The 26,998-nt window shown below is 68.5% G+C and carries 29 protein-coding genes, 1 tRNA gene and 1 other RNA gene; 23 read left to right on the forward strand and 8 right to left on the reverse strand.

The window, feature by feature from the left end:
- The first annotated feature begins 2 nt into the window (after positions 1 to 2).
- The 4 genes from selA to selD all read left to right on the forward strand — a co-directional run bounded on the left by selA (position 3) and on the right by selD (position 4,574).
- Positions 3 to 1,421 carry an L-seryl-tRNA(Sec) selenium transferase gene (selA, locus tag Q0P60_RS12085; RefSeq protein ID WP_294993400.1) on the forward strand — a complete coding sequence of 473 codons (1,419 nt, stop codon included), beginning with the start codon at positions 3 to 5 and terminating at the stop codon, positions 1,419 to 1,421.
- Positions 1,418 to 3,349, forward strand: a complete 1,932-nt coding sequence (gene selB, locus Q0P60_RS12090) for a selenocysteine-specific translation elongation factor (protein WP_294993404.1) — start codon at positions 1,418 to 1,420, stop codon at positions 3,347 to 3,349. The genes selA and selB overlap by 4 nt, the downstream gene beginning before the upstream one ends.
- Positions 3,350 to 3,372: 23 nt before the next feature.
- Positions 3,373 to 3,468: transfer RNA gene (locus Q0P60_RS12095), tRNA-Sec, on the forward strand.
- A gap of 26 nt (positions 3,469 to 3,494) precedes the next feature.
- Positions 3,495 to 4,574 (forward strand): selenide, water dikinase SelD, encoded by a 1,080-nt coding sequence (selD, locus tag Q0P60_RS12100; protein WP_294993407.1) that lies wholly within the window; start codon positions 3,495 to 3,497, stop codon positions 4,572 to 4,574.
- Positions 4,575 to 4,631: 57 nt separating this feature from the next.
- Here selD and Q0P60_RS12105 read toward each other — a convergent pair whose 3' ends face one another.
- On the reverse strand, positions 4,632 to 5,492 hold the full coding sequence (locus Q0P60_RS12105) for a YicC/YloC family endoribonuclease (RefSeq protein ID WP_294993410.1): 861 nt from the start codon (positions 5,490 to 5,492) through the stop codon (positions 4,632 to 4,634).
- A gap of 124 nt (positions 5,493 to 5,616) precedes the next feature.
- On the opposite strand from Q0P60_RS12105, the gene rph reads away from it, so the two are divergent.
- The 7 genes from rph (at position 5,617) to pepQ (ending at position 12,799) form a co-directional block, all read left to right on the forward strand.
- On the forward strand, positions 5,617 to 6,342 hold the full coding sequence (gene rph, locus Q0P60_RS12110; protein WP_133935473.1) for a ribonuclease PH: 726 nt from the start codon (positions 5,617 to 5,619) through the stop codon (positions 6,340 to 6,342).
- A complete protein-coding gene (locus tag Q0P60_RS12115) occupies positions 6,339 to 6,728 on the forward strand; it encodes a VOC family protein (protein ID WP_294993415.1) in 390 nt (129 codons plus the stop codon). Before rph ends, Q0P60_RS12115 begins: the two co-directional genes overlap by 4 nt.
- Positions 6,725 to 7,321, forward strand: coding sequence for an RdgB/HAM1 family non-canonical purine NTP pyrophosphatase (gene rdgB, locus Q0P60_RS12120; RefSeq protein ID WP_294993418.1), 597 nt, complete (start codon positions 6,725 to 6,727; stop codon positions 7,319 to 7,321). Before Q0P60_RS12115 ends, rdgB begins: the two co-directional genes overlap by 4 nt.
- Positions 7,322 to 7,378: 57 nt before the next feature.
- A complete protein-coding gene (gene hemW / locus Q0P60_RS12125) occupies positions 7,379 to 8,605 on the forward strand; it encodes a radical SAM family heme chaperone HemW (RefSeq protein WP_294993421.1) in 1,227 nt (408 codons plus the stop codon).
- A gap of 121 nt (positions 8,606 to 8,726) precedes the next feature.
- Complete coding sequence (locus Q0P60_RS12130) at positions 8,727 to 11,021, forward strand: DUF1631 family protein (RefSeq protein WP_294993424.1); 2,295 nt, start codon at positions 8,727 to 8,729, stop codon at positions 11,019 to 11,021.
- Entirely contained in the window at positions 11,018 to 11,392 is a 375-nt protein-coding gene (locus Q0P60_RS12135) for a PilZ domain-containing protein (protein WP_294993427.1), read from the forward strand. The genes Q0P60_RS12130 and Q0P60_RS12135 overlap by 4 nt, the downstream gene beginning before the upstream one ends.
- A 75-nt stretch (positions 11,393 to 11,467) precedes the next feature.
- Positions 11,468 to 12,799: a Xaa-Pro dipeptidase gene (pepQ, locus tag Q0P60_RS12140; RefSeq protein ID WP_294993430.1), complete on the forward strand. Its 1,332-nt coding sequence runs from the start codon at positions 11,468 to 11,470 to the stop codon at positions 12,797 to 12,799.
- 279 nt (positions 12,800 to 13,078) lie between these two features.
- Here the strand turns inward: pepQ and Q0P60_RS12145 are convergent, their stop codons facing one another.
- Together Q0P60_RS12145 and Q0P60_RS12150 are read right to left on the reverse strand one after the other, a co-directional pair.
- Positions 13,079 to 14,401, reverse strand: a complete 1,323-nt coding sequence (locus Q0P60_RS12145) for an aminopeptidase P N-terminal domain-containing protein (protein ID WP_294993604.1) — start codon at positions 14,399 to 14,401, stop codon at positions 13,079 to 13,081.
- Positions 14,402 to 14,406: 5 nt separating this feature from the next.
- A complete protein-coding gene (locus tag Q0P60_RS12150; protein WP_294993433.1) occupies positions 14,407 to 14,955 on the reverse strand; it encodes a UPF0149 family protein in 549 nt (182 codons plus the stop codon).
- Between the two features lie 153 nt (positions 14,956 to 15,108).
- On the opposite strand from Q0P60_RS12150, the gene Q0P60_RS12155 reads away from it, so the two are divergent.
- From Q0P60_RS12155 to Q0P60_RS12190, 8 genes are all read left to right on the forward strand, one after another.
- Positions 15,109 to 15,330: a TIGR02449 family protein gene (locus Q0P60_RS12155; RefSeq protein WP_058980528.1), complete on the forward strand. Its 222-nt coding sequence runs from the start codon at positions 15,109 to 15,111 to the stop codon at positions 15,328 to 15,330.
- Positions 15,327 to 15,623 (forward strand): cell division protein ZapA, encoded by a 297-nt coding sequence (locus Q0P60_RS12160; protein ID WP_005410899.1) that lies wholly within the window; start codon positions 15,327 to 15,329, stop codon positions 15,621 to 15,623. Before Q0P60_RS12155 ends, Q0P60_RS12160 begins: the two co-directional genes overlap by 4 nt.
- Positions 15,624 to 15,769: 146 nt before the next feature.
- Positions 15,770 to 15,955: non-coding RNA, 6S RNA (gene ssrS / locus Q0P60_RS12165), on the forward strand.
- A gap of 83 nt (positions 15,956 to 16,038) precedes the next feature.
- On the forward strand, positions 16,039 to 16,632 hold the full coding sequence (locus tag Q0P60_RS12170; protein ID WP_294993439.1) for a 5-formyltetrahydrofolate cyclo-ligase: 594 nt from the start codon (positions 16,039 to 16,041) through the stop codon (positions 16,630 to 16,632).
- Entirely contained in the window at positions 16,629 to 17,108 is a 480-nt protein-coding gene (locus Q0P60_RS12175) for an EVE domain-containing protein (RefSeq protein ID WP_294993442.1), read from the forward strand. The genes Q0P60_RS12170 and Q0P60_RS12175 overlap by 4 nt, the downstream gene beginning before the upstream one ends.
- 22 nt (positions 17,109 to 17,130) lie before the next feature.
- Entirely contained in the window at positions 17,131 to 17,778 is a 648-nt protein-coding gene (rpiA, locus tag Q0P60_RS12180) for a ribose-5-phosphate isomerase RpiA (protein WP_014648291.1), read from the forward strand.
- Positions 17,779 to 17,799: 21 nt separating this feature from the next.
- Positions 17,800 to 18,243, forward strand: coding sequence for a DUF192 domain-containing protein (locus Q0P60_RS12185; RefSeq protein ID WP_294993447.1), 444 nt, complete (start codon positions 17,800 to 17,802; stop codon positions 18,241 to 18,243).
- A gap of 180 nt (positions 18,244 to 18,423) precedes the next feature.
- Entirely contained in the window at positions 18,424 to 19,269 is an 846-nt protein-coding gene (locus Q0P60_RS12190; protein ID WP_294993450.1) for a SirB1 family protein, read from the forward strand.
- A gap of 59 nt (positions 19,270 to 19,328) precedes the next feature.
- On the opposite strand, the gene Q0P60_RS12195 is transcribed toward Q0P60_RS12190, so the two are convergent.
- Positions 19,329 to 19,553: a rubredoxin gene (locus Q0P60_RS12195; RefSeq protein WP_014038358.1), complete on the reverse strand. Its 225-nt coding sequence runs from the start codon at positions 19,551 to 19,553 to the stop codon at positions 19,329 to 19,331.
- Positions 19,554 to 19,587: 34 nt separating this feature from the next.
- Between Q0P60_RS12195 and thiE the strand changes: the two genes are divergently transcribed.
- Positions 19,588 to 20,214 (forward strand): thiamine phosphate synthase, encoded by a 627-nt coding sequence (gene thiE / locus Q0P60_RS12200; protein ID WP_294993455.1) that lies wholly within the window; start codon positions 19,588 to 19,590, stop codon positions 20,212 to 20,214.
- A gap of 16 nt (positions 20,215 to 20,230) precedes the next feature.
- On the forward strand, positions 20,231 to 21,520 hold the full coding sequence (gene hemL, locus Q0P60_RS12205) for a glutamate-1-semialdehyde 2,1-aminomutase (protein ID WP_294993458.1): 1,290 nt from the start codon (positions 20,231 to 20,233) through the stop codon (positions 21,518 to 21,520).
- A gap of 82 nt (positions 21,521 to 21,602) precedes the next feature.
- On the opposite strand, the gene azu is transcribed toward hemL, so the two are convergent.
- Complete coding sequence (azu, locus tag Q0P60_RS12210) at positions 21,603 to 22,052, reverse strand: azurin (protein ID WP_294993461.1); 450 nt, start codon at positions 22,050 to 22,052, stop codon at positions 21,603 to 21,605.
- Positions 22,053 to 22,175: 123 nt separating this feature from the next.
- Here azu and Q0P60_RS12215 point away from each other — a divergent pair, with 123 nt between their 5' ends.
- The gene (locus Q0P60_RS12215) at positions 22,176 to 22,778 is read left to right on the forward strand and encodes an HAD-IA family hydrolase (protein WP_294993463.1); all 603 of its coding nucleotides are present in this window, start codon (positions 22,176 to 22,178) and stop codon (positions 22,776 to 22,778) included.
- Positions 22,779 to 22,851: 73 nt separating this feature from the next.
- On the opposite strand, the gene Q0P60_RS12220 is transcribed toward Q0P60_RS12215, so the two are convergent.
- On the reverse strand, positions 22,852 to 24,078 hold the full coding sequence (locus tag Q0P60_RS12220) for an acetylornithine transaminase (protein ID WP_294993466.1): 1,227 nt from the start codon (positions 24,076 to 24,078) through the stop codon (positions 22,852 to 22,854).
- Between the two features lie 63 nt (positions 24,079 to 24,141).
- Between Q0P60_RS12220 and Q0P60_RS12225 the strand changes: the two genes are divergently transcribed.
- Positions 24,142 to 25,014, forward strand: a complete 873-nt coding sequence (locus tag Q0P60_RS12225) for an ion transporter (RefSeq protein WP_294993469.1) — start codon at positions 24,142 to 24,144, stop codon at positions 25,012 to 25,014.
- A 67-nt stretch (positions 25,015 to 25,081) separates the two neighbouring features.
- Here the strand turns inward: Q0P60_RS12225 and Q0P60_RS12230 are convergent, their stop codons facing one another.
- Positions 25,082 to 26,074, reverse strand: a complete 993-nt coding sequence (locus Q0P60_RS12230; protein ID WP_294993472.1) for a YiiG family protein — start codon at positions 26,072 to 26,074, stop codon at positions 25,082 to 25,084.
- 93 nt (positions 26,075 to 26,167) lie between these two features.
- Positions 26,168 to 26,986, reverse strand: coding sequence for an NAD(P)-dependent oxidoreductase (locus Q0P60_RS12235; RefSeq protein WP_294993475.1), 819 nt, complete (start codon positions 26,984 to 26,986; stop codon positions 26,168 to 26,170).
- Between the last annotated feature and the right edge of the window lie 12 nt (positions 26,987 to 26,998).

Genomic DNA, 26,998 nt, shown 5'->3' on the forward strand with positions numbered 1-26,998 from the left:
CGATGCCCGCGACGCCTCCCGCATCGGCTTCCGCCCTGCCCTCGCTGGACCGGCTGCTGCGCCTGCCGGCCCTGTCCACGCTGATCGACCGGCACGGGCGCAGCCACGTCACCCGGCTGCTGCGCACGCACCTGCAGGCGCTGCGTGAGCACATCGGCAATGGCCAGCTTTCGGCCGTGCACCTGCAGCAGGCCATTGAGGGTCCGGCACTGGTGGCCGCACTCGACGCCCTGCTGGCAGCCGATGCCCGGCTGGATCTGCAGCCGATGTTCAACCTGACCGGCACCGTGCTGCACACCAACCTCGGCCGCGCATTGCTGCCCAATGCCGCGGTGCAGGCGGTCACCCGCGCGATGACCGCGCCGGTCGATCTGGAATTCGACATCACCCGCGGCCGCCGCGGTGACCGTGATGCACGGGTGCAGGCCCTGCTCTGCGAACTGACCGGTGCCGAAGCCGCCACCGTGGTCAACAACAACGCGGCAGCGGTCCTGCTGCTGCTCAACAGCCTGGCCAACCGCCGCGAGGTGGTGGTGTCGCGCGGCGAACTGGTGGAAATCGGCGGTGCCTTCCGCATTCCCGATGTGATGCGCAGTGCCGGCGCACGGCTGCTGGAAGTGGGCACCACCAACCGCACCCATCCGGCCGACTTCGCCAGCGCCATCGGCGCGCGCACCGCGCTGCTGATGGAGGTGCATGCCAGCAACTACGCGATCACCGGCTTCACCGCCAAGGTCGGAACCGCCGCGATGGCGGCGATCGCGCATGAACATGGCCTGCCGCTGGTGGTGGACCTGGGCAGCGGCAGCCTGTGCGATCTCGCCATGTTCGGGCTGCCGCACGAGCCGACCGTGCAGGAAACACTGGCGGCCGGTGCCGACCTGGTCTCGTTCAGCGGCGACAAGCTGCTGGGCGGGCCGCAGGCCGGCATCATCGCCGGCCGTGCCGACCTGATCGCACGGATCAACCGCAATCCGCTCAAGCGCGCGCTGCGCATGGACAAGATGGGACTGGCCGCACTGGAAGCCGTGCTGGCCCTGTACCGCGAGCCTGAGCTGCTGGTGCAGCGGCTGCCGACACTGCGTACCCTGGCGCGCGCGCAGCAGGACATCGATGCGCAGGCACAGCGCCTGCTGCAGCCGATGCGTGCCGCGCTGGCACCGGGTTACACCCTGGAGCCGGCACTGATGCACAGCCAGATCGGCAGCGGTGCGCAGCCGCAGGCACAGCTGGCCAGCGCCGGCCTACGCATCACCAGCACGCGTCGAGGCGGGCTGGATCGCCTCGCCCGGCAGCTGCGGCAGCTGCCGCAGCCGGTACTGGGCCGCATCGCCGATGACGCCCTGTGGCTGGACCTGCGCTGCCTGCAACCTGACGACGAAGCGGGTTTCCTCTCGCAGTGGAACGCGCTGCAGGCATGATCGTCGGCACCGCCGGGCATATCGACCATGGCAAGACCCGGCTGGTTCGGGCCTTGACCGGCATCGAGACCGATCGCCTGCAGGAAGAACGCGCACGCGGCATCTCCATCGAACTGGGCTATGCCTATGTTGCGGTCGCGAGCACCAGCGCCGAAGGACCTGCCGCCATGCTGGGCTTCGTCGACGTCCCCGGCCACGAGCGCTTCGTGCACACCATGGTGGCCGGCGCGACCGGCATCGACGTCGCGCTGCTGGTGGTCGCCGCCGACGACGGAGTGATGCCGCAGACCCGCGAGCACCTGGCCATCCTGCAGTTGCTCGGTGTTGATCGCGGAGCAGTGGCCCTGACCAAGATCGATCGTGTGGATGCCGCACGCATCGCCCGGGTCGAGATCGAGATCGCCGCGTTGCTGGCCGGCACGCCGCTGCAGGACGCTCCCTTGTTTGCCTGCAACAGCACCGCCGACGACGACGCCGGCGTCAGCGCGCTGCGCAGCCAGCTGCATGCATGGGCCGCCGCTGATGCCAGCACGCGCCAGGCCGGACTGCGCGCAGAATTGTTCCGCATGCCGGTGGACCGCGTGTTCTCGCTGGCCGGCCATGGCACGCTGGCCACCGGCGCGGTGCATGGCGGCATCGCCACGGTTGGTGAACACCTGCAGCTGATGCCGGCTGCCACCGAAGTGCGCGTGCGCAGCATCCATGCGCAGAACCGGGCCAGCGAGCGCGCGATGGCCGGGCAGCGCTGCGCCCTGAACCTGGCCGCCATCGCCCGCGACGAGATCAATCGTGGCGACTGGATTGCCGACCCGCGCGCCCTGCTGGCCACCACCCGCGTTGATGTACGCCTGCGGCTGTCGGCGCTGGCCGCGCCGTTGCGCGACTGGGCGCCACTGCACATCCATTGGGGCACGATGCATCGGCAGGCCCATGTGGTGCTGCTTGAGGACGAAGATCACGGCCATGGACAACTCGTGCAGCTGGTGTTCGCGGCACCGGTCTGCGCGATGTGCGGCGACCGTTTCATCGCCCGCGACTCGGCCGCCACGCACACGCTGGGCGGCGGCATCGTGCTCGATCCGGACCCGCCACAGCGGCGCCGTCGCAGCCCGGCACGGTTGGCGTGGCTGCGGGCACTGCAGCAGCTGGCCGGCGGCGCCGGGGTTGGCCCGCTGTTGCAGCAGGCACCTGCCGGCATCCCGCTCACGGCCCTGCAGCGCTACTGCCGGCGCGCCGCGGAACAGATCGAACTGCCGCCGAACGCGCGGCGCATCCTCACCCGCGACGACACGGTGGTCATCCTCGCTTCGCACTGGCAGGCACTGCGCGGGCAGGTGACCGCTTCGCTGCACGGCTGGCACGCGCGGCGCCCGGACGAAGCCGGTGTCGACAGCGGCCGGCTGCACCGCAGCACCCTTCCGGCGTTGCCGGCAAGCCTGTGGAACGCGCTGCTGCAGGACCTGCTGGATGACGGCCAGTTGCAACGCGTGGGCGCCTGGTGGCGCCTGCCCGGGCATGACCACGCCCCACCGGAACGCGAGCGCCTGCTGCTCGAGCGCCTGCTGCCGCCGCTGCAGGCCGGAGGATTCGATCCCCCCTGGGTGCGCACCCTGGCCGCCGACCTCGGCCTCGCCGAGGACGAGGTCCGTGCCGTCCTGCGCCGGGCCGCGGCGCGCGGCGAACTGTTCCAGGTGGTGCCCGACCTGTTCTACGCACCGCCCCGCATCGCCGAGCTGGCGGCGATCGTTGCACAGCTGTCACAGGCCACCGGCACGCTGGATGCGGCGGCATTCCGCGATGCCATCGGCCTGGGCCGCAAGCGCAGCATCCAGATCTTGGAGTTCTTCAATCGCGTTGGCTACACTCGGCGTGTCGGTGACCAGCATCGGCCGCGCAGCGATCTGCAGTGGAATGCGGCACGCGGTTGAACCCACCGCACCGCCTTACTTTCGGAAGGCATGCGCATCCGGGCATGCGGCTGGGCTTCAAACCCAGTAGGGGGCGTCGATCGTTCCCTGGTAGGTTCGACTCCTGCTGTCTTCCGCCATTCGTGTTTCCGCAGGAGATGCTGGCATGGCCACCCACGTGCAGTCCCCCGCTCCGTCCTCCGCCGATGCCCCGCAGCGGCTGACCTCGCTGGCCCACGGCGGCGGCTGCGGCTGCAAGATCGCGCCGGGCGTGCTGGCCGAGCTGCTGCGCGGCGCGCCTGCATTGCCGGCGCCGGCCGAGCTGCTGGTGGGCCGCGAGACCAGCGACGACGCCGCGGTGTACCGCCTCGATGACCGCCAGGCGATCGTCGCCACCACCGATTTCTTCATGCCGATCGTCGATGACCCGTTCGACTTCGGCCGCATCGCCGCCACCAACGCACTGTCGGACCTGTACGCGATGGGCGCGCGGCCGCTGTTCGCGCTGGCCATCGTGGGCATGCCGATCAACAGCCTGCCGCAGGACACCATCCGCGGCATCCTGCAGGGCGGTGAACGCGCCTGCGCCGATGCCGGCATCGTGGTCGCCGGCGGCCACAGCATCGATTCGGTGGAGCCGATCTACGGCCTGGCCGCGATCGGCGTGCTCGACCCGCAGCGGCTCAAGCGCAACGCCGATGCGCGCGCCGGCGACGTGCTGGTGCTGGGCAAGCCACTGGGCGTGGGCGTGTATTCGTCGGCATTGAAGAAGGAACTGCTGGATGCTGACGGTTACCGGCAGATGCTCGATTCAACCACCCGCCTCAACACCGTCGGCGTGGCCCTGGCCGCGCTGGACGGCGTGCATGCGATGACCGACGTCACCGGCTTCGGCCTGCTCGGCCATCTGCTGGAAGTGTGCCGCGCCAGCGGCGTCGCCGCCGAACTGGACAGTGCACGGGTCCCCTTGCTGCCGCAGGCGCTGGAGCTGCTGCAGCGCGGCTGCGTGACCGGCGCCTCCACCCGCAACTGGGCCTCGTATGGTGCCGAGGTGCGCTTCGGCGAAGGCGTGGCCGCGCACTGGCAACCACTGCTGACCGATCCGCAGACCAGCGGCGGCCTGCTGGTGTCGTGTGCGCCGGAAGCGCTGGATGCGGTACTGGCCGGTTTCCACAACGCGGGCTTCGCGCAGGCGGCGGTGGTGGGCCGCCTGGGTGCGGGAGTGCCGGGCGTCAGCGTGCGCTGAGGCGCTGCAACGACAAGGGCGCCGCAAGGCGCCCCCGTCATGCCGGTGCGTGCAGCATCACTCGATGTTCTGCACCTGTTCGCGGATCTGGTCGATCAGCACCTTCAGCTCGACCGCGGCATTGGACGTGCGGCTGTCCACCGACTTCGAACCCAGCGTGTTGGCCTCGCGGTTGAATTCCTGCAGCAGGAAGTCCAGGCGGCGGCCGACCGGCTCGCGCTGCTTGAGCACGCGGCGGATCTCGACGATGTGGCTGCCGAGGCGGTCCAGTTCCTCGTCCACGTCCAGCTTCTGCAGCCACAGCACCAGTTCCTGCTCGGCACGGCCCGGATCGACCGGGTGCGGCAGGTCGGCCAGGCGCGCGGCCAGCTTGGCGCGCTGGCCGTCGCGGATCGCCGGGATCAGGGTGCGGACTTCGCTGGCGATGCGCTCGATGCCGTCCACGCGTTCGCTGATGGCCGTCGCCAGCTTGCCGCCTTCACGTTCACGGGCCTCGACGAAGCCATCCAGCACCTGCTCCAGCAGGGCCAGGGCCTCGGCCTGCAGGGCGGCCGCATCGGCGGCCTCGCCGCGGGTCACGCCCGGCAGCTGCAGCAGGTCGGTGAAGCTGACCTGCAGGTTGGGGAAATCGGAGGTCAGGCGGTGCGCCAGGCGCCCCAGCTGGCCCAGCAGGGCTTCGTCCACCTGCAGGTTGGCGGCCGCTTCCGGCGCGCGCAGGCGCATCACCAGATCCAGCTTGCCGCGGCTCAGGCGCGCGGCGATGCGCTCGCGCAGCTGCGGCTCCAGCGCCCGCAGTTCCTCGGGCAGGCGGGTGCCGACCTCCAGGAAGCGGTGATTGACCGAGCGCAGCTCGCAGCCCAGCGTGCCCAACGGGGTGACCCGCTCGCCGCCGGCGTAGGCGGTCATGCTTCGAATCATGGATTGTGTCCGGTGCTTGCAAAGGGGGAATGGTACCCTAGCGCCCTCACCAGAGCCCCCTTGCCCGCCCCGTGAAGGCCGCGGGCGTGGCGGCGTACTCCCTCGCCATTACGGAACCCGCACCATGTCCGATTCCCGCCCCAGCGGCCGCCAGCCCGACCAGCTCCGCCCGGTCGTCATCCAACGCGGCTTCACCCGCCACGCCGAAGGTTCGGTGCTGGTGTGCTTCGGTGAAACCCGCGTGCTGTGCACCGCCAGCGTCGAGAACCGCGTGCCCGGCTTCCTGCGCGGCAAGGGCGAAGGCTGGGTGACCGCCGAATACGGCATGCTGCCGCGCGCCACCCACACCCGCAGCGACCGCGAAGCGGCGCGTGGCAAGCAGGGCGGCCGCACGCTGGAGATCCAGCGCCTGATCGGCCGCAGCCTGCGTGCCTGCGTGGACCGCAATGCCCTCGGCGAGCGCACCATCACCCTCGACTGCGACGTGCTGCAGGCCGACGGCGGCACCCGCACCGCCGCCATCACCGGCGCCTACGTGGCCCTGGTCGATGCGGTGAACGTGCTGATGAAGCGCGGCGAGATCAAGCGCAACCCGATCCTGGGTGCGGTGGCGGCGGTCTCGGTGGGCGTGTACCGCGGCACCCCGGTGCTGGACCTGGACTACGCCGAAGACAGCGACTGCGACACCGACATGAACGTGGTGATGAACGACGGCGGCGGCTTCATCGAACTGCAGGGCACCGCCGAAGGCCATGCCTTCCGCCGCGATGAACTGGATGCGCTGCTGGGCCTGGCCGAAAAGGGCGTGCGCGAACTGCTGGACGCGCAGCAGGCGGCGCTGTCGGCATGAACCGCCGCCTTGCCCTGGCCACCCTGGTGGTGGCCGACTACGACGAGGCCATCGCCTGGTACACCGGCAAGCTCGGCTTCGCGCTGCTGGAAGACATCGACCAGGGCCACAAGCGCTGGGTGGTGGTTGGCCCGACCGACGGCAGTGCCGCCGCCCTGCTGCTGGCCCGTGCCAGCGACGACGCTCAGCGCAGCCGCATCGGCAACCAGACCGGCGGCCGCGTCGCGTTCTTCCTCAACACCGACGACTTCCACCGCGACCACGCGGCGATGCGGGCGGCCGGTGTCGAATTCCTGGAAGCACCACGCGAAGAGCCCTATGCAACGGTGGCGGTGTTCCGCGACCTGTATGGCAACACCTGGGACCTGCTGGAGCCCCGTCAATGAAGAAACTGGTACTGGCCAGCCACAACGCCGGCAAGCTGGTGGAAATGCAGGAGATCCTTGCCGACCTGCCGCTGCAGATCACCTCGGCCGCCGAGCTGGGCCTGGGTGACGTGGAGGAAACCGGGCTGACCTTCGTCGAGAACGCCCTGCTGAAGGCACGTGCGGCCTGCGAAGCGACCGGCCTGCCGGCGCTGGCCGATGATTCGGGCCTGATCGTCGATGCCCTCGGTGGCGCACCGGGCCTGTACAGCGCGCGCTATGCCGGCCACCCGACCAATGCCGCGGCCAACAACGCCAAGCTGCTGGACGCGCTGGCCGATGTGCCCGATGGCCAGCGCAGCGCCCGCTTCTATGCGGTGATCGTGCTGCTGCGCCACGCCACCGACCCGCAGCCGTTGATCTGCGAGGGTCGCTGGGAAGGCCGCATCATCCGCGAACTGCGCGGCAGCAACGGCTTCGGCTACAACCCGGTGTTCCTGGATACCGTGCACGGGCTGACCGCCGCGGAAATGGAGCCGGCCCTGAAGAACGCCATCAGCCACCGTGCCCTCGCCCTGCAGCAGCTCAAGCAGCAGCTGGCCACCTGGCTCTGAAGCTTTGCTGATTTTCCCTGGGAAGCCGGCCAGTGGCCGGCACGACCGATGAACGCCATGCCGCACGCCCACGACCACTGCAACCACCTGCCCGGCGAAGCCTGTCCGGGTGACCACGACACCCCGCCGCGGCTGGTGCCACCGCCGCTGTCGCTGTACGTGCACCTGCCGTGGTGCGTGCGCAAATGCCCGTACTGCGATTTCAATTCGCACCAGGTCAAGGGCGAGCTGCCGTTCGATGCCTACATCGACGCGCTGCTGCGCGACCTCGACCAGGACCTGCCGCTGGTCTGGGGCCGGGTGGTACACAGTGTGTTCTTCGGCGGCGGCACCCCCAGCCTGTTCCCGCCGGACGCCATCGACCGCTTCCTGCAGCAGGCCAGTGCCCGCCTGCGCTTCGCGCCCAACGCCGAGATCACCCTGGAGACCAACCCGGGTACTGCCGAGCATGGCCGCTTCGACCGCTACCGCGCGGCCGGCGTGAACCGCCTCAGCTTCGGTATCCAGAGTTTCGACGATGCGATGCTCAAGCGCCTGGGCCGCATCCACGACAGCGGCGAAGCCGAGCGCGCGGTGAAGATGGCGCAGGACGCGGGCTACGACAACTTCAACATCGACCTGATGTATGCGCTGCCGGAACAGACCCTGGCCGGCGCCGAGGCTGACCTGGAACGAGCGTTCGCGCTGCAGCCGGCGCACCTCTCGCACTACCAGCTGACCCTGGAACCGAACACGGTGTTCTTCGCACGGCCGCCGCAGGGCATCCCCGATGAAGACAACGCCTGGGACATGCAGGAACACTGCCAGGCGCTGCTGGCGCAGGCCGGCTTCGGCCAGTACGAGGTCAGCGCCTATGCGCGGCCCGGCCGCCAGAGCGCGCACAACCTGAACTACTGGCGCTTCGGCGACTACCTCGGCATCGGTGCCGGTGCGCACGGCAAGATCAGCTCCGGCGCCGAGGAACACGTGCTGCGGCGCTGGAAGCTGAAGCATCCGCAGGCCTACCTGGACAGCGCCGGCACGCCGGCCTCGTTCGGGGGCGACGAGGTGATCGCGCCCGCGCGGCTGCCGTTCGAGTACATGCTGAACCTGCTGCGCCTGCACGAGGGCTTCAGCCTGCGCGATTTTGAATCGCGTACCGGCCTGCCGCGCAGCGTGCTCGATGCCGCGCTGGCCGAGGCCGTGCAGCGCGGTTGGCTGGCGCAGGTGGACGGCCATGTGCAACCGACCGAACTGGGCCGCCGCTTCACCAACGATGTGGTGAGCCTGTTCCTGGAAGAATGAGCCGGCTGCGGCCGGCACGAGCCTCGAGCCGGCGTGCACCTCGGCCCTAAAGTAGCGCCGGCAGCGGCCGACACGGTAGATTCACCAGATCGATCCGCGGGAATCCGGGTACCACTCGCAGATGTCAGCTGTCTTTTCCCCTACCCCTGCCGATAACGCCCGCCTCGCCGCCGCCGACCTGCCGCCGCGGGTGCGTGGGCTGCTGGGTGCCTTGATCGGCCTGTGCCGGCAGACCTTGATCGCACCGCTGATCCTGACCGTCGAGGCGCTGGAACAGACCCTGCTGCACGACGCCGACCGCGCACGCAATCCCCTGCAGCAGGCCGAACTGATGGCGCAGCGCGGGCAGCTGCAGGCCTTTGCCGGGCATTTCCCCGATCGCATGCTCGATGCGGTTGCGGATGCGTTGGCGCGCCTGCGCGAACCTGCGGCAGCGCCCGCAGCGTCCAGCACGCCGCCGCCCCTGCCCGGCATGCTGGGGCTGTCGCTGGTGGCCGAACACGATGTCGACCGCGATCTGCTGCTGACCGAAATGGTGCGGCGTGAAACGCTGCGCTCCACCAATACGCTGAACCTGCTGGGCCAGCGCCTGGCAGTGCTGGCCGCAGCGCCGGCATTCGATGCCGAGACCCTGCCCCTGGCGCCGCAGGCGCTGTGCGCGATGGTGCGGCGGCTGGCGGAACAGGATGCGCTCGGCGCCGAGGTTCAGCTGGCGCTGTATCGCAGCTTCGAACGCCAGGTGCTTGAACGCCTGGGTGATGTGCTCGACCGTGCCAATGCGCTGCTGTCCCAGCAGGGCGTACTGCCGGGACTGGTCTACACCCCGTACCTGGCGCGCTCGTCGAGCACGCGCCGCATCATCACCCAGTCGGTGGGCGGTGGCCGCGCGACACAGCCGGCCAAGCGCACCGCGGCACCGTTGACCGGCTGGAATGGCTCGGCGCCGTCAGGCTCATGGTCGAACCTGCTGCAGGAGGCGGTGCAGGAGGCCGGCAGCGCGGGCCCGGCCGTTGCCGGCGTGACCAGCGCCAGCGCGACCGCGCTGCACGACCTGCTGCAGCAGGCCCGCCAGGCCCGTCAGAGCCACCCGGCCAGCGCGGCACCGGCGCCGCATGCGGCGATACCCAGCGCCGCCGTGGATGCCGTGCTGGCGCGCCTGCAGGCCCAGTCCAGCGCGGCCACCGGCGTTGCCGACCTGCAGGCAGCCCTGGTCGCCCAGCTGCGCAGCGAGCACGGTGCGCAGGCGCAGCTGGGCAGCCACGACCGTGACAACCTCGACCTGCTGCGGCTGCTGATGCAGCAGGTGCAACAGCGGCAGCGCCCGGACCCGGTACCGGCTGCGCTGCTGGCGCGCCTGCAGGTTCCGCTGGCGCGCGCGGCAATAGCCGACCCGGGCTTCTTCGTGCGTGACGAGCATCCCGCGCGTGAACTGCTCAACCAGGTCGCCGAGGCCGGCGCCAGCTGGCTGGGCGATGATGATGTCGATCCGCAGCTGCTGCAGCGCATGGCGCAGAGCGTACAGGGCCTGCTCGGCCAGGATGCGCGCGCACCGGAAGCCTTCGCCACCGCCAACGAGGATGTGCAGCAGCACCAGCGTGCAGCGGTGCATCGTGCCGAGCTGACCGAACGCCGCCACGTCGAGGCCGCGCGCGGCAAGGAACGTCTGGAGCTGGCCCGGCGCCAGGCCAATGCGCAGATCGACCAGTGTTGCGATACGCAGGCACCGCCCCGCTTCGTGCAGACCCTGCTGCGCCAGGCCTGGGCCGATGCGCTGACCTTGACCCGCCTGCGTCATGGCGACGATTCACCGCAATGGCAGGAACGCCTGCAGCAGACCGCACGCATCGCGGCGGTGACCGCGCAGGCGGTGGATGCCGCCGCTGGCATCGACGCTGCGCTGGCCACCGAGGTGGAAGCCGCGCTGGTCCAGGTGGGCTACCACGCCGAGGAAGCCGCGGCGGTCGCGCGCCGCCTGGCCACGCCCGGCGGCGAGGACGAAAGCACGTCGCGTACCGAACTCAGCGCACGCCTGAAGTCACGCGCGCGGCTGGGGGAGCAGGCGGCGATCAGCGCCAGCACGGCATCCGGCCCGCGCAGCAGTGCCGAGGAAGCCGCCTACCAGCAGCTGTGCGCGCTGCCCTTCGGCAGCTGGTTCGACATCGACAGTGGCGACGGCACCCTGCGCCGCCAGCGCCTGTCCTGGTACAGCCTGCTGACCGGGCACGCACTGCTGGTCAATCCCCGCGGGCAGAAGGTCGCCGATACTGATCTGGATACCCTGGCCCGGCAGATCAGTGCCGGCCGCGCGCAGCTGATCACCGAAGACAAGGGCCGGCTGGTCGATCGCGCCTGGCAGGCCAGCCTCGACACGCTGCGCGAACTGGCCGGTGGCCACGCCCCGGAGACCTCCGCATGAACACCCCACCGCCGCAGGACACCCGTCGCGCGCCGCGCCGCCAGGTCTCGGACCTGGTGCCGGTCACCGACCAGATGCGCGAATCGGTGATCGGCCGCCTCGGCAACGTCTCCGAGACCGGCATGCTGATGCTGGCCAGTGCACCGTTGCGCGAGGATGCGCTGTACCAGCTGCGCTTCCCGCTGCCGATGGGCGATGGCCGCCATGAAGCCATCGATGTGGGCGTGCACCTGCTGTGGAGCGAACCCGCGCATGCACCCGGGCAGAGCTGGACCGGCTTCCGCTTCCTCACCCTGTCGCGCGAGCATCGGCAGTTGCTGCGCCAGTGGGTGGGCGAAGACAGCGACGAGGGACCGCTTTCGACGGCCTGAGTGCCGGTTCCGGCACAGCGGTTTTTCGCGGTATGCGGCAGAATCTAGGGCCGTTTTCCGTGTCGAGCCACCGCAATGATCCAGCAAGACCCCGGCGCCCTGTATCCCGACCACCTGGCCGTGCTGTGCCGACGCGCCGAACAGGCGCTGGCCCGCGGCGGCTTTGATCATCTGGTGGTGCCCAGCGGCACCCTGCACTACCAGGTGTTCGATGATCGCGACTATCCGTACGCGGTCAATCCGCAGTTCAAGGCGTGGCTGCCGCTGACCCGCGTGCCCAACAGCTGGATCGTATTCACCCCCGGCAAGCGCCCGGCGGTGATTTTCCACCAGCCGTTCGATTACTGGCACGTGGTGCCGGACGCACCCAGCGGCTGGTGGGTGGAGCACTTCGACATCCACATCATCCGCACCCCCGAAGAGGCGCTGGCCCTGCTGCCGGCCGACCCGGCGCGCTGCGCGATCCTCGGCGAACCGCAGAGTGCGTTGGGCGCCTACGTGCCCAACAACCCGGCGCCGGTGGTGAACTACCTGGAATGGCACCGCGGCCGCAAGACGCCGTATGAGATCGCACTGATGCGCCAGGCACAGGTGCTGGGCGTGCGTGGCCATCGCGCCGCCGAGGCCGCGTTCCGCAACGGCGCCGACGAGTTCAGCATCCACATGGCGTACTGCCAGGCCGTCGGCCAGGATGCCAACGAACTGCCGTACGGCAACATCGTGGCACTCAACGAGCATGCCGCGGTGCTGCACTACACCGAGCTGGGCCGCAAGGCGCCGCAGCCGCTGCGCAGCTTCCTGATCGATGCCGGCGCCAGCGCGCATGGCTATGCCAGCGACATCACCCGCACCTATGCCGCACACGGCCACGACGAGTTCGCCGCGATGATCGCCGCCGTCGATGCGGCCCAGCAGCAGATGTGCGCGGCGGTGCGCCCGGACTTCGACTACAAGCAGCTGCACGTGGACGCGCATCTTTCGCTGATGGGCGTGCTGAAGGACTTCGGCGTGATCAGGGTCTCGCCGCAGACCGCCGTGGAAACCGGCGTCAGCGCCGCCTTCTTCCCGCATGGCATCGGCCACCTGATCGGCCTGCAGGTGCACGACGTGGCCGGCTTCGCGGCCAGCGACGAAGGTGGCCGCATCGAGCGTCCTGCCGGCCACCCGTACCTGCGCCTGACCCGCGTGCTGGAGCCGGGCATGGTGGTGACCATCGAGCCGGGCCTGTACTTCATCGACATGCTGTTGAACGAAGTGAAGGACGCCGGCCACGGCGATGCGATCAACTGGGAGCGCGTGGACTTCTTCCGTCCGTATGGCGGCATCCGCATCGAAGACGAAGTGCTGTGCACCGAGGCCGAAGCGGACAACCTGACGCGGCCGGTGTTCGCAGCGGCGAACGGCTGAGCCCCGCGTGGCTGGGTGCATCTGAAGTAGAAGCCGCGCTTGGCCGGGCGAGTGGGTTTGCAGGACACGCGTAAACCCACAGTGCCCCGCCACCCCACGAAATGCCACTCTTGCTGTTGCGTCTGCGGGTGCAGGGCTGCAAGCCCTGCCCGCTCTGTGTCGACCAAGGTCGACACCTACCAACAGCCGCGTGAACCTGCCGAAGGTGGGCCACCCCACGGAATGCCGCTCTTGCTGTTGCGTCTGCGGGTGCAGGGCTGCAAGCCCTGCCCAAACCGCTTACCCCGCCATCACCGCTTCGATCTCGTCGGCGCTGCGTGCCAGGCCTTCGGTCAACACGCGATGGCCCTCATCGGTGATCAGCACATCGTCTTCGGTACGGATGCCAATACCGCGCCAGCGCGGCTCCACCGTGGTGTCATCCACGCCGATGTACAGCCCCGGCTCGATGGTGAACGCCATGCCCGGCTCCAGCAGGCGCGAATCGCCCGCCAGGCGGTAATCGCCCACGTCATGCACGTCCAGCCCGATCCAGTGCCCGGTCTTGTGCCGGTAGAAGCGCTGGTACAGGCCTTCGGCCAGGTTCTTCTCCAGCGATCCCTTGAGCAGGCCGAGCCGCAGCAGGCCTTCGGTCAGGGTCTGCACCGCAGCCAGGTGCCCGGCCTCGTAAGGCACGCCGGGCCGCGCCTGGGCCAGCGCCGCCGCCTGCGCCGCGCCGACCAGGTCATGCAGTGCGCGCTGTTCGGCACTGAAACGGCCGTTCACCGGGAAGGTGCGGGTAATGTCGCTGGCGTAACCGCGGTACTCGGCACCGGCGTCGATCAGCACCAGCTCACCCTCGCGGGTACGCGCGTTGTTGTCGCGGTAGTGCAGGATGCAGCCATTGCGCCCGGCACCGACAATGCTGCAGTACGCCGGCACCGCATCGCTCGCGCGGAACACGCGCTCGAGTTCGGCCTGCAGTTCGTACTCGTGGATGCCCGCGCTGGCCGCCTTCATTGCCGCCAGATGGGCGCGCACGCTGATCTGCGCGGCGTGATGCATCAGCGCCACTTCCGCGCCGGACTTGAACAGGCGCTGCTCGTGCAGCAGGTGGCCCAGTTCCAGGAATTCGTGCGGCGGCTGCGCGCCGTGGCGCACCTGCGAGCGCACGCGGTTGACCCAGCCGATCAGCTTCAGGTCGAAATCGGCATCACGGCCGAAGTGGTAATAGACCCGCGAGCGCCCTTCCAGCAGGCCCGGCAGGATGTCGTCCAGATCATCGATCGGGTACGCATCATCCATGCCGAACTGCGCCACCGCGCCTTCCTGGCCGGCACGGCTGCCATCCCAGGCCTCGCGTTCGGCGTCGCGCTCACGGCAGAACAGGATGGCCTCACCATGGCGGCGGCCCGGTATCAGCACCAGCACCGCCTCCGGCTCCGGGAAGCCGCTCAGGTACTGGAAATCCGAGTCCTGCCGGAACGGATAATGGGTATCCAGGCTGCGCACCTTTTCCGCCGCGGCCGGCAGCACCAGGATCGCGTCCTCGCCGGCCATGTCCATCAACTGGCGGCGCCGGCGCTTGTATTCGCCGGCCGCGATGCCGGTGCGCTGCTTGATATCCATCAGTTCAGGCGCTGCCGATGACGCGAGGCCAGCACCACGTCGCCGTGCAGCAACAGCACCGCCACGCGGATGAATTCCTCGATCTCCGACAGCGCTTCGTCATCATCGTCACCACCGGCCTCGAAATCCTCGCTGGAGGCGCGGGCCAGGCTGGCCATGTCGGTCAGCGCCTCCTCGCCTTCCTCGGACAGCGCCGGGCGGCGGCCGCCGCTGCCCAGGCCGAAGCCGCCCAGGAACGAGCGGGTCCAGCTGAACATCGCATCGGCCTGCGCGGCGACGTCATCGGTATCGGCCAGCAGCAGTTCGAAGGCGAAATCGCGGTCTTCCAGCTGCTTGATGGTGGCCTGCAGCAGTTGCCCCAGCACGCTGTCGGCGGCCACCGGCGGCAGGCTGTCGTCGGCCAGCACGCGCGCCGGCCAGTCGTTGCCGGGTGCACCGCCGGCGGCCAGCCAGCCGCACAGGGCGCCGTGCAGCTCGGCAGCGGTGGCGCCCAGGCCCAGCGCCTGGCTGGCGCGGGATACGTCGTCGACGGAGGGAAGTTCGGTCATCGTGCGGCTCGTTCGGAAAGGAAACCCGGGGCGCGCACGCGCGCGCCCGTGAGACCCCGTAGTGTAGCAACCCCACGGCATCCTCCCCGTGGCCGCCCAGCCTTGCTGCGGCAGCGCTTGACCGCCCTTGCCCCGCTTGCCTATCGTGCCCGCATGGAACCCGCCAATCCCCTTGCCCAGCTGCAGGACTTCGCCGCCCGCGTGGAAGCGTTGCTTGAACGCAACCAGCGCCTGGCCGAGGAAAACCGCAGCCTGCGCCATCAGCAGGAACAGCTGGTGGCCGAGCGTTCGACGCTGCTGGCCAAGAACGAGCAGGCGCGCTCGCGGGTGGAAGCGATGATCAGCCGGCTCAAATCCCTGGAGCAGCACACATGAGCGCCGAACCGGTCAGTGTCCGCATCCTCGATCGTGAATACACCGTGGGCGTTGGCGGCGACGAGCGCGACAGCCTGATGGCGGCCGCACGCCTGCTCGATGCCCGCATGCGCGAGATCCGCGGCAGCAACCGCATGGCCGCGGTCGACCGCGTCGCCGTGCTGGCGGCGCTGAACCTCGCCCACGAACTGCAGCTGCTGCGCGACGAGAACGCCCGCCAGGCGGTCGCCCTGCAGCAGACCCTGGCCGACCTGAACCGGCGCCTGGACCGCGCCATCGACGGCACCCCCTAGAAAAAGGGGACGGAGGGAATTAAGGCGCATTCGCCCCTTCCGTGCTGGAAACGTCTTAATCCCCTCCGTCCCCTTTTCTGAATTGGTACGGACTGTTGCCGACGAACGGCCTATCCAGATGCTGCGCGCTGGCTATAATGGTCACGCGTTCTCTGCGGTACTCGACGGCATGTGCAAACATTCGCCTTGTCCCTTAAGAACGACACCGGGAGCGCGACAGCGCCGGGAGTGCAGGTCCGCCTTGTAGCGGGAAGCCCGATGGTTCTCCAGCGTTCCCACTTGAGCCCCCGGGTTCAAGGTCGTTTCGCATGCATCGACATTGCGGAGAATGCAATATTCCAGCAAGGGCGACGTCTTCGGGCGTCGCCCTTGTTCTTTCCGGCACAATGACGGCTGTTCCCCGCCGCACGCTGCCATGACCGATCCGCGCCAGGCCCTGCGCCACGACCTGCGGCAACGCCGCCGCCACCTCTCTGCCGGTGAACGCATCGCCGCTGCCGAATCGCTGGCCGACGCCCTGCTGAGCCTGCCGTTCGCTCCGCGCGAAGGTGCCGTGGCCGGCTACTGGGCGCTGGATGGTGAAATCGCCCTGCACCGCTGGCAGCTGCAACTGCCCGAAGCACTCACCTATTGCCTGCCGGTGCTGGCCGGCGAGGTACTGCGCTTCGCGCCGTGGCGGCCCGGCCAGCCGCTGACCAGCAACCGCTACGGCATTCCCGAGCCGGACGTGGCACTGGAAGACACCCTGGAACCGGCACAGATGGCGCTGGTGGTGACCCCGCTGGTGGGCTTCGACACGCAGTGCCGGCGGCTGGGCATGGGGGGCGGCTGGTATGATCGCAGCTTCGCCTTCCGCCACGACCGGCCGGCGCCGCCCTGGCTGGTCGGTGCTGCGTTCGCGGTGCAGCAGGTCGAGTCCTTGCCGGTGGCGTCGTGGGACGTGCCGGTGGATGCGATCTGCACCGAAGACGGCACCCTGTTCCCCTCCGCTGCCCCCGTGAACGCATGACCGCCCGCAAGCGCTACTGGTTGATGAAGTCCGAACCGGACGCCTTCTCCATCGATGACCTGGCCAAGGTCAAGGTCGAACCCTGGAACGGGGTGCGCAACTACCAGGCGCGCAACTTCATGCGCGATGGCATGCAGGTCGGCGACGGCATCCTGTTCTATCACTCCAATACCAAGGTGCCCGGCATCGTCGGCCTGGCCACCGTGGCCAGCCCGGCCTATCCGGACGACACCCAGTTCGACCCGGCGTCCGACTACCACGACCCCAAGAGCACGCGCGAAAACCCGCGCTGGATGCTGGTGGACGTGGCCTTCGACCGCAAGCTCAAGCAGGTGATCGCGCTCGACGAGATCAAGCTGCATGCCGATGCGCTGGGCGAAGGCTTCCCGCTGGTTGCCAAGGGCAACCGCCTGTCGGTGTTCCCGGTGACGGCCGCGCAGTGGAAGCTGCTGCTGTCGCTGGAAAAGAAATCCTGATTCCCTGCCTGAGAGTTCTCCCATGTCCGAAGCCAAGCGCCTGGCCGCCGAGAAAGCCATCGAGTACGTTGAAGACGGCATGATCGTCGGTGTCGGCACCGGTTCCACCGTTGCCTATTTCATCGATGCCCTGGCCCGCATCCAGCACCGCATCAAGGGCGCCGTGTCCAGCTCCGAGCAGAGCACCGCGCGCCTGAAGCAGCACGGCATCGAGGTGATCGAGCTGAACCACAGCGGCAACCTGTCGTTGTACGTGGACGGCGCCGATGAGTGCGACCCGAACAAGTGCCTGATCAAGGGCGGCGGCGCCGCACTGACCCGCGAGAAGATCATCGCCGAGGCCAGCGAGCGCTTCATCTGCATCGTCGACCCGAGCAAGCAGGTGCCGGTGCTGGGCCGCTTCCCGCTGCCGGTGGAAGTGATCCCGATGGCACGCAGCCTGGTCGCCCGCCAGATCCGCGACATGACCGGCGGCCAGCCGACCTGGCGCGAAGGCGTGGTCACCGACAACGGCAACCAGATCCTGGACATCCACAACCTGCAGATCACCGATCCGGAAAAGCTGGAACGCGAACTCAACCAGCTGCCGGGCGTGGTCTGCGTCGGCCTGTTCGCGCGCCGCCGTGCCGATGTGGTGATCGTCGGTGGCGAGCCGCCGGTCGTACTCTGACCCTTTGCAAGGATCCTGACGATGTCGCTGTTGCGCCCGCTGCTGATGCTTCCGCTGCTGGCCCTGGCCGGCTGTGCCACCGATGCGGCCCGCCACTGGGTCGAGCTGGATGGTGCCCGCTACCAGGTGGAGCTGGCTACCAACGATGAATCCCGCGCGCGCGGGCTGATGTTCCGCGACCAGATGGCCACCGACCACGGCATGCTGTTCATCCATGACCGCGAAGAGATGCAGGCGTACTGGATGAAGAACACCAAGATCGCGCTGGACATCCTGTACTTCGACAACCAGCGCAAGCTGGTCAGCCAGCAGCGCGACGTTCCGCCGTGCTCGGCCGGCGACATGTGCCCGCCCTACCCCAGCGGTGGCCCGGCGCGGTACGTACTGGAGCTCAACGCCGGCCAGGCCGAGAAGCTCAAGCTGAAGGACGGCACCCAGCTGACCTTTGGGCCAGGCATCCCGTAAACCCACGCCCTGCGTGGATGAGGAATGGCCGGTGCCGACCCTGGTCGGCACCGGCCTTCGATGCACGACCTGGCCCCACTCTGGATCCAGGTCGGCCTGTGCCGGCAGCACATGCACGGGACGCCACTTTTTCACGCCCCACCGCTTGAAACCGCCTGCGAATGCCGCCAGTCTGTGGCCATGCAGGACCGGATCACACTCCCCGACTGGGATGCACTGGCCGACCTCGAAGACGAGGCGCTGCCACTGTTGCCGACCGCGCTGCTGATCGCGCGCGATGAATACCCCGATCTGCAGCCGTCGACCTACGACGCGCTGATCCAGAGCCACGTCGACCATCTCCGCTCGGAGGTGGACAGCATCGACAACAGCCCGTTGAAGATGGCGGCGATCAACCGCCACCTGTTCGACGAACTGGGCTACAGCGGCGACCACGACGAGTACTACGATCCGCGCAACAGCTACCTCAACCAGGTGTTCGAGCGCCGCCTGGGCAACCCGATTTCGCTGGCGCTGGTGCAGATGGAAGTCTCACGGCGGCTGGGCATCCCGCTCGACGGGGTGTCCTTCCCCGGCCACTTCCTGGTGCGCCTGCCGGTGGACGACGGCGTGTTGGTCATGGACCCCTTCAACGGCGGCCGCCCGCTGGACGTGGACGAACTGCGCGAGCGGGCCAAATCCCATCTGGGCGGGCAGATGCCCGACGACCAGGTGCTGGCACAGATCCTGGACCCGGCACCGGCACGCGCGATCCTGATGCGCATGCTGCGCAACCTGCATGGCGTGTACGCCGAAGCCGGCGAGTGGGACCGTGCAGCACGCAGTGCCGACCGCCTGCTGAAGCTGGCCCCGGAGCAGGACGATGCGCTGCGCGACCGCGGCCTGGCCTACCTGCAGCTGGAGTACCTGGCCGGCGCTCGCCACGATCTGGGGCACTACCTCAAGCGCAACCCGGAGGCCAGCGATGCGCAGTGGCTGCGCGAGAAGCTGATCGACCTCGGTGGGCCGATGCCGCGGCTGCATTGAGGGTGTCGGTGTGTGGACCCACGGTCCACACCCACCAGATGGGCCGGGTGGCCCAGCCGTCAGTCGACCTCGACCATTTCGAAGTCGGCCTTGGTCACCCCGCAGTCCGGGCAGGTCCAGGTCTCGGGAATGTCCTCCCAGCGCGTCCCCGGCGCGATGCCCTCCTCCGGCAAACCTTCCGCTTCGCTGTAAAGGAAGCCGCAGACCACGCACATCCAGGTGCGCAAGGTGGTGGGGGTGGCGTCACTCATCGGATAATCGGGACTGGATTCACGGGCCGCCATTGTCCCATCGCGGTCCTCTCACCGGTAGCCATCGATGACTTCTGCTTCCCCGGCGCCCCGCGGCGTCTACCTGATCACCCCGGACGAGCCCGATACCGCGCGCCTGCTGGCCCGCACCGCGCCGCTGCTGGCCGCCGGCGCCACCTGGCTGCAGTACCGCAACAAGACCGCCAGCGATGCGCTGCGGCGGGAACAGGCCACCGCCCTGCAGGCGCTCTGTGCGGAGCACGGCGTGCCGTTGATCGTCAACGACGACCCGGCGCTGGCGCAGGCGGTCGGTGCCGCCGGCGTGCACCTGGGCGGCACCGACGGCGACATCCCCAGCGCGCGTGCCCTGCTCGGCGCGGATGCCATCATCGGCGCCTCCTGCTACGACCAGCTGGCCAATGCCGAGCAGGCCGTCGCCGCCGGTGCCAGCTACGTGGCCTTCGGCGCATTTTTCCCGACCACCACCAAGGTCACCACCAGCCGCGCCCATGCCGACCTGCTGCGGCAAAGCGCCGCACTGGGTGTGCCGCGGGTGGCGATCGGCGGGCTGACGCCGGACAATGTCGGTCCCATCATCGACGCCGGCGCCGATCTGGTCGCCGTGGTCAGCAGCGTGTTCGCCGCCGAAGACCCGGTTGCGGTCCAGCGCGCCTACCTCGCCCAGTTCGCGTAATGCCCAGGAAAGCCCCATGAACCACGACCAGTCCCACGCCCTGTTCTCCCGTGCCCAGCAGCTGCTCCCGGGCGGCGTCAATTCGCCGGTGCGCGCGTTCAAGTCGGTCGGCGGCGAGCCGTTCTTCGTCGAACGCGCCGACGGCGCCTACCTGTACGACGTCGATGGCAACCGCTACATCGACTACGTCGGTTCCTGGGGCCCGATGATCGTCGGCCACAACCACCCGGCGGTGCGCCAGGCGGTGAAGAAGGCGATCGACAACGGCCTCTCGTTCGGCGCGCCGTGCGCGGCGGAAGTAACCATGGCCGAGACCCTCAGCCGCCTGGTGCCGTCCTGCGAGATGGTGCGCATGGTCAACTCCGGAACCGAAGCCACGCTGTCGGCGATCCGCCTGGCGCGCGGCGCCACCGGCCGCAACCGCATCGTCAAGTTCGAAGGCTGCTACCACGGCCACGGCGACTCGTTCCTGGTCAAGGCCGGCAGCGGCATGCTGACCCTCGGCGTACCGACCTCGCCGGGTGTGCCGGCCGGCCTGAGCGAATTGACCCTGACCCTGCCCTACAACGACTTCGAGGCCGCCACCGCACTGTTCGAGCAACAGGGTGATGACATCGCCGGCCTGATCATCGAACCGGTGGTCGGCAACGCCAACTGCATCCCGCCGCGCGAGGGCTACCTGCAGCACCTGCGCGAGCTGTGCACGAAGCACGGCGCCCTGCTGATCTTCGACGAAGTGATGACCGGCTTCCGTGTCGCCCTCGGCGGTGCGCAGGCGCACTACGGGATCACGCCGGACCTGACCACCTTCGGCAAGATCATCGGCGGCGGCATGCCGGTGGGTGCCTACGGTGGTCGCCGCGAACTGATGCAGCAGATCGCGCCGGCCGGCCCGATCTACCAGGCCGGCACGCTGAGCGGCAACCCGGTGGCGATGGCCGCTGGCCTGGCCATGCTGGAACTGATCCAGCAGCCGGGTTTCCATGCCGATCTTGCCGAGCGCACGGCACGCCTGTGCGCCGGCCTGGAAGCCGCCGCCGCCGAAGCCGGGGTGGCGGTGACCACCACCCGCGTGGGCGCGATGTTCGGCCTGTTCTTCACCGACCAGAAGGTCGAGACCTACGCGCAGGCCACCGCCTGCGACATTCCGGCCTTCAACCGCTTCTTCCACGCGATGCTCGAGCAGGGCGTGTTCCTCGCGCCGTCGGCCTACGAGGCCGGCTTCCTGTCCAGCGCGCACGATGATGCCGTGATCGAAGCAACCCTGGCCGCCGCACGCGTCGCCTTCAAGGCCGCCAAGGGCTGACAGCAAAAAGGGGACGGAGGGGATTAAGTCGTTTATGCATTTACGACTTAATCCCCTCCGTCCCCTTTTTTCTTGCGATGCGTCAGCCGAAGACGAACTTGCCCTTCATCATCGCGAAGTGACCGGGGAACGAGCAGAAGAAGGTGTAATCGCCACCCTTCTGCAGGCCCTGGGTGGAGAAACGCACGCGGGTGGTCTCGCCACCGCCAATCACCTTGGTGTGCGCCAGCACGCGCTTGTCGGCCTTGGGCAGGTAGCTGTCGGCCAGGGTCATGCGCATGCCCGCCATCGCCACCGGCTGGTAATCCGCCGTGCGGGTCAGCACCCAGTTATGGCCCATGGCGGTGGCGGCCAGCTTGCCGGTGTGGCGCAGGGTCAGATCGACCGCGCTGCAGTCGGCCGCAACCTTGATCTCACGGCTGCTGAAGCTCATCTGGTCGGTACTGTCGATGCTCACCGCACAGACCCGCGCCATTGCCGACGGCGCCAGCATCAGCGCACCCACTCCCACCGCTACCATCCAAGCCTTCATCGTTGCATCTCCTGCAGATTCAACCTTCATTCTAGGCAGGCCCGTGCAGCCCCGTCTGCGACCGTCTGTCGCATGACCGCTTCAGGGTTTCCCGCGCGCTCGCCGCAATGGCATGCTCGGCCGATGCGCATCGACCTGCTGCTGCTGGATGTGGATGGCGTGCTGGTGCACTACCAGCGCGCGCAACGTGTGCTGCACCTGGCACAGGCGCTGGCCGTGCCTGCCGCGGCAGTACAGGCGGCGCTGTATGACAGCGGCCTGGAAGCAGCGCACGACAGCGGCACGCTGGACGCCGCGTCCTACCTGGAGCGGCTGGGCGAGCAGCTGGGCCGCCGCGTCGATGCGCAGACCTGGATGGCCGCGCGGCAGGCCGCCAGCCATCCCCAACCGGCGGTGCTGCAACGGCTGCAGATGCTGCAGCTGCCATTGGCGGTGCTGACCAACAATGGCGCATTGCTGGCGCAGGCGCTGCCCACCCTGCTGCCTGAGCTGTTCCCGGCCCTGCAGGGCCGCGTGTTCTGCAGCGCGGATTTCGGCCTGCGCAAGCCCGCGCCGGCGGTATTCCTGCGTACCCTGGAGGCGCTTGGCGTGGCACCTGCGCACACGCTGTTCGTCGATGACCTGTTCACCAATGTGCGCGGCGCGCGGCTGGCCGGGCTGCACGCGGAAACCGTGCACGATGGCCGTGGACTGGGAAAGGTGCTGAAGCGCTACCGGATCGGGTGATGGCCTGCGGAGCCGAGCGTAGGCTCGGCGCTACAGGGATGCTGCGGAGAGGGGACTGCCGCCCCCTCTGGCATCAACGTGCGGCGATGAACGCAGCAATCGCCGCGCGCAGGCGCTTGAGGCCTTCGGCCACTTCTTCATCGGTGATGTTCAGCGACGGCACGAAGCGCAGCACATCCGGGCCGGCCTGCAGGGTCAGCAGGCCCTGCTCGGCGGCATGGTCCAGGATCGCGCCGGCCTGTCCGGCGAAGTCCTTGGCCAGCACCGCGCCCAGCATCAGTCCACGGCCGCGCACCTCGCTGAACACACCGAACTCCTCGTTGATGCGGGCGAAGCCATCACGCAGCGCCTTCGACTGGCGGCTGACGTTGGCGGCGATTTCCGCCGAGGCCAGCTTGCGCAGCGCCACCCGGGCGACGGCAGCGGCCAGCGGATTGCCACCGAAGGTGGTGCCATGCGCGCCGAACTGCATCGTCTCGGCGACCTTCGGGCCGGCCAGCATCGCACCGATCGGGAAGCCACCGCCCAGCGCCTTGGCCAGGGTCACCATATCCGGCACCACGTCATCCTGCCAGTGCGCGAACAGCGTACCGGTGCGGCCCATGCCGGCCTGGATCTCGTCCAGCACCAGCAGCGCGTTGTGCTGGTCGCACAGTTCCCGCACGCGCTTGAGGAAGCCCGACCGGGCCGGCATCACGCCGCCTTCGCCCTGGATCGGTTCCAGCATCACGGCCGCCACGTCGCCCGCCGCCATCGCGGTTTCCAGCTGCACTTCATCGTTGAAATCGATGTAGCGGAAGCCACCGGGCAGCGGCTCGTAGCCTTCCTGGTACTTCGGCTGCGCGGTGGCGGTCACCGCGCCCATGGTGCGGCCGTGGAAGCTGCCACGGAAGGTGATGATCACCCGCTTGTCGGCCGGGCGGCCCTGGCTGGAGGCCCACTTGCGGACCATCTTGATCGCCACTTCATTCGCTTCGGCGCCGGAGTTGCACAGGAACACGCGCTCGGCGAAGCGGCTGGCCTTCACCAGCTCCTCGGCCAGGTGCAGCGGCGGTGCGCTGTAGAACACGTTGCTGGTGTGCCACAGCTTGCCGGCCTGCTCGACCAGCGCGGCCACCAGGTCCGGATCGTTGTGGCCCAGCCCGCAGACGGCGATGCCGGCGGCCAGGTCGATGAACTCACGGCCCTGGCTGTCCCACACGCGGGCGCCCTGGCCTCGCTCCAGTACCACCTGGCGGGGCTTGTAGACCGGCAGGTAATAGTGCGAAAGGGAGATCAGCGGATCGGTAGCGGCGGTCATGGCAGTCGGCAGGGTTCAGGAATCCCCATTCTCGCGCCGGAACCCCTGCGGCACAATGCGCCCATGCGACCGTTTTCCGCCCCCCAGCTGAACCCCGCCACCGAGACCGGCTGGCGCCGCCGGTGGTTCGACATCATCTACCGCCACGACTCCAGGCCGTCGCGCAATTTCGACCTGATCCTGGTGATCGCGATCATCGCCAGCATCCTGGTGGTGATGATCGACAGCGTGCAGCACCTGCACGCCGAGTGGTCCACCGGCCTGTACATCCTCGAATGGGGCTTCACCGTCATCTTCACCGCCGAGTACCTGCTGCGGCTGGCGGTGGTCAAGCGGCCGCTGCGCTATGCGGTGAGCATCTGGGGCATCATCGACCTGCTGTCGATCCTGCCGGCCTACCTGTCGATGTTCATCCCCGGCGCGCAGAGCCTGCTGGTGGTGCGCGCGCTGCGCATCCTGCGCGTGTTCCGCATCCTCAAGCTGACCCGCTACATCGAAGAAAGCGGCGTGCTGATGCAGTCGCTGTGGCGCAGCCGGCGCAAGGTGCTGGTGTTCCTGTTCACGGTGATCACCATCACCATCATCGCCGGTGCGCTGATGTACGTGATCGAAGGCCCCGAGCATGGCTTCAGCAACATCCCGGCCAGCATGTACTGGGCGGTGGTGACCATGGCCACGGTCGGTTTCGGCGACATCGTGCCGCAGACCGTGCTCGGCCGCTTCGTCACCTCGGTGCTGATCCTGATCGGCTACAGCATCATTGCCGTGCCCACCGGCATCTATACCGCCGAACTGGCCAGCACCATGCGCGAGGCCGAGCTGGCCGCGCGCCGCGATGCACGCGGTTGCCCGCACTGCGGCCTGGAGGGCCACGAGCCGGATGCCCGCCATTGCCGCAAATGCGGTGGTCCGCTGCCGGACGCGTTCAGCCATTGAGGTACACGCCGGCAATGTGGCCGGCGCGTACGCTGACGTCCTGCAGTGACGGCAGCCGGTCGACGCGCTACTGGCGGTTGCTCTGGAAGACGAGCGTGTTGTATTCCTGCATCAGCTTGCTGGCGGAGCCGCGCGGCGCCATCGAAGGCGAATCGAGCATGCGACGTTCGAAATCGGTGTACGGCTTTTTCTCGCTGACACGCTGCAGTCGCTCCTTGCCTTCGCGGCGGAAATTCTCGGCCTCGCGCTCGAAACCTTCCCAGTCCGTCTTGCCCGGTTCCTGGTCGGCAACCTTGGCGTGGGCCTCATCGGAAATGCGGTTGAAGGCATCCAGATGTTCGCGGGCCCGGGCCTGGTCGAAATCGTCCTCGGTCATCAGATCCACGATGGCCTTGGCCTCCAGCATCATCGCAAGGCGGTAGTACTCGCGCGTGCGCCCCTCTGCCTGTTCCAGCGCCTTCAGCTGCTCGCGCTGGGCAGCGTCGTTCTGGCGCTCCAGCTCGGCGTTGAACGTTTCGCTGGCGGCCACGAAATCCTTGAAAGCGACCATCAAGGGCGCGTGCAGCTGCTTGCCCTTGGCAAACTGGTCGTCTTCGTAGTCCTGGCGATCGTAGTAGTCGTGCGCATCCTTGCTGAGCGGCACCAGCGCCTTCAGCGCCTTCTGGTAACGGCCGGCAGCGGCATCCAGCTCGGCCAGTACCGGCGTGGCGGCAATCGCCTCGGTGACCGGGGCCTCGCACTGCTTCATGTCGTAATCGCTGATTACGAACGGGCCGTACACGTGCGTTTCGCGCCCGGTCGGGCCGGCGTCGACATCCTTGATCCATCGCGTGTAGGACTGGAGGCTGTTGTGGGTCTTGGAATCCAGCGCGTTGAAGCAGCCGATATAGGCGTTGAGCTTCGCGGTCAACTGCTGCTGAGCATCGGCCGGTGCCGCAGTGCTACCCGGGTTGGTGGAGGAAGCCGCGTCGCCGCCCGAAGCGGGGGCCTTGCCGCCGCAGGCAGTCAGGATCAACGACAGCGAAGCGGCCAGCGCCGCGAGGGGAAGAGTGCGTGACATGTGTTCACATCCCTGTTGAAAACGATTACAGCCTCGCATTCTAACGCAGCAGGCCGAGGGTCGCAGCCCTCGGCCTCTTCTCGCGACCCGAGGTCAATCCAGGAACAGGTCCGGCAGCAACGGCCGCGACGGATCCACCGCATAGCCGGACAGATCGGTGATGCCGGCCTGCGCCAGCACTTCATCATCGATCAGGAACTGGCCGTGGAAACCTGCGGCGTCACGCACCAGCACCGCGTGCGCGGCATCGGCCATGATCTGCGGCGTGCGGCAGCCCGCCGCATCCACGCCCGGAATCATGTTGATCGCGTCGGTGGCGATCACCGTGCGCGGCCACAACGCGTTGACGGCCACGCCCTGCGGGCCGAATTCCGCGGCCAGGCCCAGGGTGACGAAGCTCATGCCCATCTTCGCCAGCGTGTAGCCGGTATGCGCGCCCCACCACTTCGGCTCCAGGCTCGGCGGCGGCGCCAGGGTGAGGATGTGCGGGTTCGGTGCCTGCAGCAGGTACGGCAGGCAGGCCTGCGCGCACAGGAAACTGCCGCGTGCATTGACCTGCTGCATCAGGTCGAAGCGCTTCATCGGCGTATCCAGCGTGCCGCGCAGCCAGATCGCGCTGGCGTTGTTGATCAGGATGTCGATGCCACCGAAGGTATCGACCGTGGCCGCGACCGCCGCCTGCACCTGCTCTTCCTCGCGGATGTCGCACTTCAGCGCCAGGCCCTGGCCGCCAGCGGCATTCACCGCTTCGGCCGCCGTGTGGATGGTGCCCGGCAGCTTCGGATTGGGCACCGACGACTTGGCCGCGATGGCCACGTTGGCGCCGTCGCGCGCAGCGCGCAGCGCGATGGCCAGGCCGATGCCACGCGAGGCACCGGTGATGAAAAGCGTTTTGCCCTGCAGACTGCCCACGTTCCACACTCC

It is taken from the genome of uncultured Stenotrophomonas sp. (genome assembly GCF_945952405.1).
Lineage (GTDB): Bacteria > Pseudomonadota > Gammaproteobacteria > Xanthomonadales > Xanthomonadaceae > Stenotrophomonas.